A 7,900-nucleotide genomic window follows, 5' to 3' on the forward strand; every position below is an offset into this window, starting at 1 on the left:
GCGGCCAGATCGTTGACGGTTGCCTTTCGCATCAGTCCTCCCTTACCGGATTCTTAAGGAAGCAATGACGGCCTCGCAATGGCGAAAAAATGAAAAACATCATGATTCTGATTGCTTTCCATCAGAACCATGATGTTTTCTGTTGCCTGTTGAATGCGCCCGTCAGACGTACCGGTTGACGAGATTCTCGAGATATTCCTGCTTGCCGGATCGCGGTTGCGGATTGATGTTTTCGGCCTCGACCCGCGCGGCAATCTCCTCCAGGGAACGCGCGCCGGAGACCATTTTGGCATTTTCGTCGTCGTTCCAGCCCGCATAGCGCTGATCGACAAAACCGGACAGATCGCCATCGTCGATCATCGCCGCGGCGGCCTTCAGCCCGCGCGCGCAGCAGTCCATACCGCCGATATGCGCGATCAGCAGGTCCTCGGGATCGAGCGACTGGCGGCGAAGCTTTGCGTCGAAATTGGTGCCCCCGGTCGTGAACCCCCCGCCCAGCAGGATCTGGTAATAGGCGAGCGCCATTTCGGGGACATTGTTCGGAAACTGGTCCGTGTCCCAGCCGGACTGGTAGTCGTTGCGATTCATGTCGATCGAGCCGAAGATGCCGAGCGCATTGGCGGTCGCCAGTTCGTGCTCGAACGAGTGGCCGGCAAGGATCGCATGCCCCTGTTCGATATTCACCCGCACCTCGTTCTCAAGGCCGTAGCGCTTCAGGAAGCCGTAAACCGTCGCCACATCGTAGTCATACTGGTGCTTTGTCGGCTCCTGCGGTTTCGGTTCGATCAGGATCGTCCCCGCAAAACCGATCTTGTGCTTGTAGTCGACGACGAGGTTGAGGAAACGCCCAAGCTGATCGAGTTCGCGGCCCATATCGGTGTTGAGCAGCGTTTCATAGCCTTCGCGCCCGCCCCACAGCACATAGTTCTCTCCGCCCAGGCGATGGGTCGCGTCGATGCATGTCTTGACCGTCGCCGCCGCGAAGGCAAAGACATCGGGATCCGGATTGGTCGCCGCCCCCGCCATATAGCGGCTGTTGGAGAACAGGTTTGCCGTTCCCCACAGGAGCTTCAGCCCCGTATCGGCCTGCTTGCCTTCGAAGTAATCCACAATGGCGTTGAGGTTCTTCGTGTTCTCGGCGAAATCCGCACCCTCCGGCCGCACATCCGCATCGTGGAAGCAGTAATAGGGAACGCCGAGAAGCGAGAACATCTCGAAAGCCACATCGGCCTTCAGCCGCGCGGCATCCATCGTATCGCCGAACCATGGGCGGTCGAAGGTCTGCCCGCCAAAGGGGTCGAGCCCCGGCCAGCAGAAATTGTGCCAGTAGCACACGGCAAAGCGCAGATGATCCTCAAGGCGCTTGCCGAGAACAATCTCGTTCGCATCATAGTGACGAAATGCAAGCGGGTTCCGGCTTTGCGGCCCCTCATAGGCAATCTTCCCGATATCTCCAAAAAAACCAGTCGTCATCGCATCGTACTCCGTATGGCCGGATAGGTTTCCCGGTACTGTAGATAGGCGTCTTCATAAGCCTGGCGCAGCGCGCTCACCGGCTCGATGGTTTGGTCGATAGGCGGCGGCGTGCAGGAGGCCAAGGACATCTTGCCTTCCGCCAGCATCGCCAGCCGGGCCGCGCCGAACGCGGCCCCGACATCGCCCGCCGCCGGAACGTCGACGGGGACATTCAGAGCCGTCGCAATGGTGCGCAGCCAATAGTCGGAGCGCGACCCGCCGCCGCTGGCAACAAGACGTTCAATCTTTGTGCCCGTGGCCTGCAGCGCCTCGAGGCTGTCGCGGAAGGCAAACGCCACGCCCTGAAGGATCGACGCAGTGATGGCAGCCGCATCCGTGTCCAGCGAAACACCCGTCAGAACACCCCGGATCGCGGCATCATTGTGCGGCGTGCGTTCGCCGGAGAGGTAAGGAAGGAAAACCCCCTCCGGCGCCCGCAACGTATCACCGAGCTCCTGGGTGAGAGACGCCGCGGATTTGCCGACAAGCGCCGCGAACCAGTTGAGGCTGTCGGTCGCCGACAGGATCACGCCCATCTGGTGCCAGCGGTCCGGCAGCGCATGGCAAAAGGCATGAACGGCGCTGCCGGCTTGCGGCCGGTAGGCGTCATTGGCCGCGAAGATCACGCCGGATGTGCCGAGCGAGACGAACGCCGACCCATCGGCAATCGTTCCCATCCCCATGGCCGTGGCGGCATTGTCGCCCGCGCCGCCGGCGACGACGGTGCCGGGCCGCATGCCCCATTCGCCGGCAAGCGCGCTGCGCAAGCCCCCGCCGGCCTGGCTGCCTTCGACCAGCCGCGGCATCTGATCGGCGTCCATCGAGGACGCGGCGAGCAGTTCGGACGACCAGCGCCGCTCGCCCACGTCAAGCCAGCTTGTCCCGGAGGCATCGGACATTTCGGAGATATGCTCTCCTGTCAGCCAAAGTCGAAGATAATCTTTTGGCAACAATACTTTGGCTGTTTTGTTGAATGTGTCGGGTTCATGGTTGCGCACCCAAAGCAGCTTGGGCGCGGTAAAGCCGGGAAAGACGATGTTTCCGGAGATGGTTCTGAACTTCGGATCGGCATCGAGCTGCGCAGCCTCGGCATGCGCACGCGTATCGTTCCACAGCATGCACGGACGCAGCACCGCATCGTCCTCGTCAAGCAGTGTGGCGCCGTGCATCTGGCCCGAAAGTCCGATCGCACCGACTTCGGCGAGTGAGACCGGCGACTTGACCTTGAGTTTCCCGACGGCACTGCGGGTCGCATCGATCCAGTCTGCCGGGTCCTGCTCGGACCAGCCGGCCGACGGCCGCGACACTTTGAGATCAGCCGTCGCGGAGGCGACGATCTGCTGCCGCTCGTCGATGAGCAGCGCCTTGACCCCGGATGTGCCAAGATCGATACCGAGATACATGTTTCCTCCATCGGCCGGCAGACTATGCAAGCCGTTTCTCTTCACCCATGCCGCCTAAGAGCATCCGCCATTGCGGAACACAAGGCTCCGCATTGCCGCATCGTCTCAGGAAGACAGGGCCCCGGGCCCGGGTGTCGCGCCTGGCGGACATTTGCCCAGAATGATCATTCCAAGCACCTCGTCCTTGTCCACGTCGTCGGTCTTGGCATGCCCGACGACCTGTCCGTTTTTCATCACGGCAACCCGGTCCGCGAGATCGAACACATCGTGGATATCATGGCTGATCAGGAAAATGCCGATCCCTTCCGACTTCAACTGCAGGATCAGTTCCGAGACCTGCGCGGTCTCCTCCGGACCGAGGGCTGCCGTCGGCTCGTCCATGATCAGGATGCGGGCGTTGAACAGGATGGCCCGGGCAATCGCCACCGATTGCCGCTGACCGCCCGACAGCGCCTTGACCGGATCCTTGAAGCGCTGGAAACGCGGATTGAGGCGCCCCATCACCTCGCGGGCCTTGGCCTCCATCGCCACATCGTCAAGCGTGCCCCAGGGGGTGAGCAATTCGCGTCCGAGATAAAGGTTCGCCGCGGTGTCGACATTGTCGGCGAGCGCCAGCGTCTGGTAGATCGTCTCGATGCCGTAGCCCTTGGCGTCGCGCGGATTGTCGATCGTCGCCGGATTGCCGTCGATGTGGATCTCTCCGGTATCGCGCTGATAGGCCCCCGAAAGGATCTTGATAAGCGTCGACTTGCCCGCGCCGTTGTGCCCGAGAAGCGCAACGACCTCGCCGGCAAAAAGGTCCACCGACGCATCGTCCACGGCGTGAATGCCGCCGAACGATATCGAGATATTGCGCATATCCACCAGGGGCTGGGTTTGTGTATTCATGCCCATGATCCTCTTCCCCTGTTCTAATGCCGCGCTCTGCGGTAGAGCGAATCCAGCCAGACCGCGATGACCAGCACGATACCGACGACGATGTTCTGGAGCGGCGTGTCGACACCCATGAGAACCATGCCCGATTGCAGCGACTGCATGACGAGCGCTCCGATCATGGCGCCGGCAATCGTGCCGACGCCGCCGGCAAGCGATGTGCCGCCGATGACGGCCGCCGCGATCGTCAGCAGTTCGTCGAGCGTCCCTTGAGCGTTTGTGGCCGCGTTGAGGCGTGCGGTCGAGATCGCCGCCGCGATGGCGCACAGCACGCCCATGATGATGAAGATCTTCATCGTCACCCAGCGGGTGTTGATGCCGGCAAGGTCCGCCGCCTCCGGATTGCCGCCAAGCGCGAAGACATAGCGTCCGAAGCGCGTGCGCGTGGCCAGAAACGTCATGACGATGGCGACACCGATGGCGACAAGGACGGGAACCGCGATGCCGTGTCCGATAAAGACTTCGGCCTCGGGACCCTCGATCTGCCCGTCGCGTATCATCCTGCGCACGATGCCGATGGGATAATAATAGACATTGACGATATAGACCGTGCCGAGCACGAGAAGGCATCCGAGACTGGCCAGGAAAGCCTCTGCCCAGACCGGACGCAGGGGAAACTGGAACCGTTTGCGCTGCCGGCGCGCAAAGGCGATCATCGCGACAATCGCCACACAGGCGATAAGGCCGATGATCCAGCTCGCCAGGACGCCGACCGAGCCGTGCGGCCCGCCGCCGAGCAGCCGAAACGTCTCGTTCATCGGCGCCACGGTACGGCCCGATGTCACCCACCAAGCGGCGCCGCGCCAGACCAGCAGGCCGCCCAGCGTCACGATGAATGCCGGCACACCCCAATAGGCGATGACGTAACCGTGCAGCGCGCCGATGGCGGCGCCGACCAGAATGCCGACCGCGAGCGCGATGATCCAGATGAACGGGCTGTCGAACCCGATGATCTGGGGAAGAATCTCGGCCTGCGTGACCGCCATGATCATGCCGACGAAACCGAGGATCGACCCGACGGAAAGATCGATGTTGCGCGTGACGATGACCAGCACCATCCCGGTCGCCATCACCCCGACGGAGGCGGTCTGCACCGACAGGTTCCACAGATTGCGCGGCGTCAGGAACAATCCGCCGGAAAAGATATCAAACAGGATCCAGATCAGCAGCAAAGCGCCGATCATGCCGAGCATGCGCGTATCGAGTTCGGTGTCCTTGATGAAACGGCCGACGACCGACATCTCCGCAGCACGCGCCTGATCCGCCGTTTGGGTCGACTGAGAGTCCGTATTATCCGTCATGGCGGCTCCCCCCTTAGAGCAAGTCTGGTTTGCAAAAAGCGCCGCGACCCGCACGGATCGCGGCGCCCATGTGCTCGCCAGATGGCTGAGTTTAGTTGCAGGCTGCGACCGTACCTGCGTCCACGCCCTGGCAAACCACGTCCTTGCCGACCCATCCGGCATCGATCACGACATTCAGATTATCCTTGGTGATCGGCATCGGCGCAAGAAAGATCGCGCTCATCTCCACGCCCTGCGGACCGCCGGACCATTTCACGGCGCCCGGGACATCGGACATGGCGGTTCCGTCGGCCAGAATCGAAGCCACGACGGCGGCGTTCTTGCCGAGTTCGCGTGCATCCTTCCACACCGAAACGGTTTGCGTGCCGAGAGCCACACGGTTCAGAGCCGCATGGTCGCCGTCCTGACCGGAGACCGGAACGCTGCCGTCCATGCCCTGCGCGGAGAGCGCCGCGACAACGCCGCCGGCGGTGCCGTCATTCGAGGCGACGACCGCGTCGACATCGTTGTTGTTGGCGGTCAGGATCTGCTCCATGTTCTTCTGCGCGTTTTCCGGCTTCCACCCGTCGGTATAGGCTTCGCCGACATTCTTGACCTTGCCGGAATCCATGGCTTCCTTCAGAACTTCCATCTGTCCGGAGAACAGGAAATCCGAATTCGGGTCGGCCGACGAGCCCTTGATGAAGGCAAAATTGCCCTCCGGCATGGCGGCAAAGACCGCCCGTGCCTGCATGCGGCCCACTTCCTTGTTGTCGAAGGTGATGTAGAACGCTTCCGGATTCTCGATCAGCCGGTCATATCCGACAACGGGGATGCCTTCCGCGGACGCCTTTTCGACAGCCGGTCCGATGGCGCCGGAATCCTGCGCCAGGATGATCAGCGCATCGGCGCCCTGAGAGATCAGGGATTCAACGTCCGTGAGCTGCTTGGCGGCTGAAGACTGGGCGTCGGCTGAGATATATGTGTTTCCGGCCGCCTCGATCGCGGCTTTCATCGCGGCCTCGTCGGTCTTCCAGCGCTCCTCCTGGAAATTGGACCAGGACACGCCGATGGTCTTGCCGTCGGCAAGCGCCATACCGGTTGACGATGCAGCAAACACCGCACCGATGAGCGCGGCCTTAAGGATCTTCATTGTTACTACCTCCCGATGAGTGAACCGGACGACCGATCCACGCTTGCATTTGAGCCATTTAATTCGAGGCTCGAAAAAAATAGTGACTTAATCGAAAAGCTGTGTCAACTTGAAATTTGCACGGAGATAAGTTGTTGTAATGCAGCAATTTCTTCGCACTGCACCATAACATGTCATCGGTTGGGAGGTTATCGGGACATTGGTTGAACTGGGTCGTTCGGACGATGTGCGAAAGCGCAATCGCAGTCGCATTCTGCATGTACTGCGCCGCAACGGCCCGGTGTCGAGGAAGGGTATCTGCTCGCGCACCGGCCTGAGCGCATCCACGGTTTCGGCAATCACGTCGGAACTGCTCGAGGAAGCCGTCATCCTGGCAACCGGCCGGGACGGTCCGGCCGGCCTGGGCCGGGGCCGTCCGCAAATCCGTCTGTCCCTCAACCCCCGCGCGGCGCTTGTCGCCGCGGTGATGGTTCAGCTCGACAGGATCTCGGTGTGCATCTCCGACTATTGCGGCGATCGGCTCGCCGATGTCGACCGCGCATTCCGGGCGCGCCGCGCCTCCCCTGACGGGTTCAGCGCCGCGCTGATCGAAACGGTGCGTGAGGCCCTGTCGCAGGTGCCTTGCAATTCGGGCACCTTGAAGCGCATGCGTCTTGGCGTTCAGGGTGTCACCGATGTCGAGGGCGCATCGATGCTGTGGTCTCCCATAACCCCGCATCGCGACCTCGCCCTCAGGGCCGATCTCCAATCGGTCTTTTCGGCGCCCGTCAAGCTTTCCAACGATTGCAGCATGATCGCACGGGCGCTTCACTGGCGTGCGCCCGACCGCTTCAGCAACAACTATGCCGCGGTACTGCTTTCGCACGGCATCGGCATGGGTCTGATGCTGAACGGCGAGCTGGTCAGCGGTATCCGTTCGTCCGGAACCGAGTTCGGTCACCTGTCGCATATTCCGGACGGAGCGCTCTGCCGCTGCGGGCGCAGGGGCTGTATCGAGGCCTATGCCGGTGACTATGCGATATACCGGCGCGCCAGGGCGGCCGACGAGACTCAAGCCCCGCGCAACGATATCGGCTATGAGGAAATGGACGAAGTGCACCGCGCGGCACTTCAGGGAAACAAGGACGCAATCGCCGCCTATCATGATGCCGGACGCGCTCTGGGAACGGGACTTGCGGACATGTACGCGCTCATGGATTCCTTTCCCGTGGCGTTTGTCGGCCACGGAACCGGGGCGTTCGAATTCATCGAAAAACCGCTCAGGCAGGCGATCAGTTCGACGAAGCTGGATGTGATCGGGAACGAGATCGAGATTCATTGCTTTCCTGACGAAAAACCGCTCATTCTGGAAGGATGCACCGTGACAGCGCTGCTTGAGGTGGACGAAATGTTTGCACACGCCGCCGAAGCGCGGGAGGTTGAAAAAATGCCGTCTGGAGCGCATTGTGATTAGATTGACGCATTTGACCGTGGCGATTTTGGCTTCTGACAAGGCGGGTTGCGCGCCGTGGTGCCAACCCACCACAAGCGCGAGCCAACGCGGTCAGAGGGCACATTCGCCCGGCCCGTTCAGCTCTGAATTTCTACACGAGCGTCCTTTCAGGGGTGGCGGCACA

The 7,900-nt window shown here is 61.6% G+C and carries 6 protein-coding genes; 1 reads left to right on the top strand and 5 read right to left on the bottom strand.

What is annotated here, in order from left to right; all coding sequences use genetic code 11:
• Nucleotides 1-162: 162 nt before the first annotated feature.
• The 5 genes from xylA to xylF form a co-directional block, all read right to left on the bottom strand.
• Complete coding sequence (xylA, locus tag AC5E6N_RS21980) at nucleotides 163-1,473, bottom strand: xylose isomerase (RefSeq protein ID WP_491749813.1); 1,311 nt, start codon at nucleotides 1,471-1,473, stop codon at nucleotides 163-165.
• The gene (gene xylB / locus AC5E6N_RS21985; RefSeq protein ID WP_491749816.1) at nucleotides 1,470-2,918 is read right to left on the bottom strand and encodes a xylulokinase; all 1,449 of its coding nucleotides are present in this window, start codon (nucleotides 2,916-2,918) and stop codon (nucleotides 1,470-1,472) included. The genes xylA and xylB overlap by 4 nt, the downstream gene beginning before the upstream one ends.
• Before the next feature lie 105 nt (nucleotides 2,919-3,023).
• Nucleotides 3,024-3,806, bottom strand: coding sequence for an ATP-binding cassette domain-containing protein (locus AC5E6N_RS21990; protein WP_491687617.1), 783 nt, complete (start codon nucleotides 3,804-3,806; stop codon nucleotides 3,024-3,026).
• A 23-nt stretch (nucleotides 3,807-3,829) separates the two neighbouring features.
• Entirely contained in the window at nucleotides 3,830-5,152 is a 1,323-nt protein-coding gene (locus AC5E6N_RS21995) for a sugar ABC transporter permease (RefSeq protein WP_491749814.1), read from the bottom strand.
• 91 nt (nucleotides 5,153-5,243) lie between these two features.
• Entirely contained in the window at nucleotides 5,244-6,227 is a 984-nt protein-coding gene (gene xylF, locus AC5E6N_RS22000) for a D-xylose ABC transporter substrate-binding protein (protein WP_491749817.1), read from the bottom strand.
• A 256-nt stretch (nucleotides 6,228-6,483) separates the two neighbouring features.
• Here xylF and AC5E6N_RS22005 point away from each other — a divergent pair, with 256 nt between their 5' ends.
• Nucleotides 6,484-7,737 (top strand): ROK family transcriptional regulator, encoded by a 1,254-nt coding sequence (locus AC5E6N_RS22005; protein WP_491749815.1) that lies wholly within the window; start codon nucleotides 6,484-6,486, stop codon nucleotides 7,735-7,737.
• The last annotated feature ends 163 nt before the right edge of the window (nucleotides 7,738-7,900 follow it).

The organism is Hoeflea sp. (genome assembly GCF_984452065.1).